The 3411-nt window shown below is 66.5% G+C and carries 3 protein-coding genes; all 3 read left to right on the forward strand.

Annotated features, from left to right (window positions below):
* Positions 1-214 precede the first annotated feature (214 nt).
* From hemC to hemE, 3 genes are read left to right on the forward strand one after another with little or no spacing between them, the layout of a single operon-like run.
* On the forward strand, positions 215-1090 hold the full coding sequence (hemC, locus tag KAY22_RS26430) for a hydroxymethylbilane synthase (protein ID WP_296626058.1): 876 nt from the start codon (positions 215-217) through the stop codon (positions 1088-1090).
* Positions 1087-1929, forward strand: coding sequence for an oxygen-dependent coproporphyrinogen oxidase (gene hemF, locus KAY22_RS26435; RefSeq protein WP_296626059.1), 843 nt, complete (start codon positions 1087-1089; stop codon positions 1927-1929). Before hemC ends, hemF begins: the two co-directional genes overlap by 4 nt.
* Positions 1926-2948, forward strand: coding sequence for a uroporphyrinogen decarboxylase (hemE, locus tag KAY22_RS26440; protein WP_296626060.1), 1023 nt, complete (start codon positions 1926-1928; stop codon positions 2946-2948). The genes hemF and hemE overlap by 4 nt, the downstream gene beginning before the upstream one ends.
* Positions 2949-3411 lie beyond the last annotated feature (463 nt).

Genomic DNA, 3411 nt, shown 5'->3' on the forward strand with positions numbered 1-3411 from the left:
GCCCTATCTGCTCTGGGTCAGCTTCGCCTCCTGGCTGAATTACGCCATCGTGCGCCTCAACGGCCCCTTTGGCTGATCAAGCTCCGCTTACGCAGCACTGTCCAGATCGTTCGACAGTGCCGGAGCCTGCTCTTACCTTTTTGCCAAAGCGACAGGGGGATGGGGTAAGGATGTCCGTCGGAATAGTGCACAGCCGTCATCATCCGGCGCATTCGTGAAGCCCCTTCGCATAGGCACCCGCGGCTCGCCGCTTGCTCTCGTCCAGGCGGGGATGGTGCGCGACGCGCTGATCGCAGCCCATGGCATCGCGGCCGAGATCGTCACCATCCAGACCACCGGTGATGTCGTGCAGGACCGTCCGCTGGCCGACATCGGCGGGAAGGCCTTGTGGACCAAGGAACTCGACCGGGCCCTGCTGGAGGGCGACATCGACTGCGCGGTCCACTCGATGAAGGACGTCGAGACGATCCGCCCCGCCGCCATTGCGATCGTCGCCATGCTGCAGCGGGCGGACGTACGCGACAGGCTGATCGGCGCCGCCACCATCGCCGATATTCCGCAGGGCGCCACGGTCGGCACCAGCTCGCCGCGCCGCCGCGCGCAATTGCTGCGGATGCGCCCCGACCTGACGATCGTCCAGTTTCGCGGCAATGTCGACACGCGCCTCGCCAAACTGGCGGCGGGGGAGGCCGATGCCACGTTGCTGGCGGCGGCAGGCCTCGAACGTCTCCAGCGGCCCGATATCGGCACCCCGATCGCGCTCGACGTGATGCTGCCAGCCCCGGCGCAGGGCGCGGTGGGGATCGAGGCGCGCAGCGACGATGCCGACATGCGTGCCATGCTGGCGGTGCTGGACCACCCGCCGACCCATGGCTGCGTCCTGGCCGAACGCGCCCTGCTCGCCGCGCTCAACGCCGGGTGCCACTCGCCGGTGGCGGCGCTGGCAGACACGACCGGCCTGATCCGTGCCGAACTCTATGCCGAGGACGGCAGCGCCCATGTCGCCGGCGCAGGCAACGATCCCGCAGCATTGGCGCGCGACCTTCTGGCCCACGCGCCCGACTCCATCCGAAAGCTATTCGCCGCATGAAGCCCCTCGACTCCGAACAGACCCAGGCCCGCCACTGGTTCGGGCATCTCCGCGACCTGATCTGCGCCGAATTCGAGGCGATCGAGCGCGAGGCAGGCTCCGACGCCAGCTTCGATTATACGGCTTGGGACCGCTCGGATCCGTCCGGCGAACCCGGCGGCGGCGGCGTGCGCGGCGTGATGAAGGGCCGCGTCTTCGAGAAGGTCGGGGTCAATGTGTCGACCGTCGGCGGGGCCTTCGAGGGCGATTTCGCCAAGTCGATCCACGGCGCGGCCGACGACCCGCAATTCTTCGCCACCGGGATCAGCCTGGTCGCGCACATGACCAATCCGCACGTCCCTGCGGTGCACATGAACTGCCGGTTCCTGACCACCACCAAACGCTGGTTCGGCGGCGGCGCCGATCTGAATCCGCCGCTTCCCTATGCCGAAGACACCGCCGATTTCCACGCGACGCTGCAACGCGCCTGCGACGCCCATCCGGCGGGCGACTATCCGCGCTTCTCGGCCTGGGCGGAGGACTATTTCCGTATCCCGCATCGCGGCGTCAACCGGGGGGTCGGCGGCATATTCTTCGACCATCTGGAGGGCGATTTCGCCACCAACTTCGCCTTCGTCCAGGATGTCGGGCGCGCCTTCCTCGATGCCTATCCGCGTATCGTCCGGCGGAGAATGGGCGAAGCGTGGACGCCGGAGGACGAGGCGACGATGCTCGAATGGCGCGGGCGCTATGCCGAATTCAACCTCGTCTATGATCGCGGCACGCTGTTCGGGCTGAAGACCGGCGGCAATATCGACGCGATCCTGATGAGCCTCCCGCCGCGTGCGACCTGGGCATGACGCCGCCACTTCTTTCCGTGCTGAAGGGCAAGCACGCCGACGTCCCGCCGGTGTGGCTGATGCGGCAGGCCGGGCGCTATCTGCCCGAATATCGTGCGCTGCGGGCCGACAAGGGCGGCTTCCTCGAACTCGCCACCGATCCTGCGACCGCATCGGAGATCACGCTCCAGCCGATCCGCCGCTTCAGCTTCGACGGCGCGATCCTGTTCTCCGACATATTGATGGTGCCATGGGCGCTCGGGCAGGCGCTGAGCTTCGGGCCCGGCGAAGGCCCGCAACTCGCCCCCGCGCTTGCGGATCATGACATCGACAGCCTGACGCCCGCCCTCGACCGGCTCGACCCGGTCTATGAAACCGTCCGCCGCGTCGCCGCCGCGCTGCCGCCGGAGACGACCCTGCTCGGCTTTGCCGGATCGCCGTGGACCGTCGCCACCTATATGGTGGCGGGCCAGGGAAGCCGCGACCAGCATGAGACGCGCGAATTCGCCTATCGCGACCCGCAGGCCTTCGCGCGCATCATCGATGTCGTGACCGAGCTGACGATCGACTATCTCTCGCGGCAGATCGCGTGCGGCGCAATGGCGGTGCAGTTGTTCGACAGCTGGGCGGGGACGCTCAGCCCCGCGCAGTTCGACCGCTGGGTGATCGCCCCGACCGCCCGCATTGTCGCCGCGCTGCACGAACGCCACCCGGAAACGCCGGTCATCTGCTTTCCCAAGGGCGCGGGCGGCAAGCTCGTCGCCTATGCAAAGGAAAGCGGCGCCGATGCGATCGGCCTCGACGAGACCGTCGACCCGGCCTGGGCGAACACGGCACTCCCCGAAGGCCTGCCGGTCCAGGGCAATCTCGACCCGCTCGCCCTGCTCGCCGGCGGCGCCGAACTCGATTCCGCGATCGACCGGCTAACCACCGCCCTGCGCGACCGCCCGCACATCTTCAACCTCGGCCATGGCATCCTGCCGCAAACCCCGATCGCCCATGTGGAAGCGCTGCTCGCGCGGGTGCGCGGGTCGGCGTGAGGGTGCATGGGGGTTGGCGGCGCCTAGAGCACGGCCGAGCCTTAGACATTGTCGCGCACAGCGAACCGATTAAGTAGGCCGTGATGATGACGATGCAGCAATAAAGCTCCATCTCACGCAGAGGGTGGACCGCCCCCCAGTAGAATGGAAATTAATGCACTGTCACCGGAATTCCGTACGTCACCGGCAGGGCAACGATCGGCCAAACAGTCCAGCTTGGACAGTCACCGTTGGCAAAGCGTCGCCGCTCTTGTCGGTAATCGGGTGTCGATGGGTGCCGCACTTGGTCGCGACCGGCCGAAGCACTCGACAGGCAATCATCAGCGATGTTTGTGATGGTAGCGGAGGAGGGATTCACACGAAAAACATAAGATACTGATTTATAACAACGTTCTTGATCGTCGTGCCGATAATTCCGCTCAATCCACCCCCAATTTTACCCCTTCGCGACAGGCCGTGCCGA

Origin of the sequence: Rhizorhabdus sp., assembly GCF_018006725.1 — a bacterium.
GTDB lineage: Bacteria > Pseudomonadota > Alphaproteobacteria > Sphingomonadales > Sphingomonadaceae > Rhizorhabdus.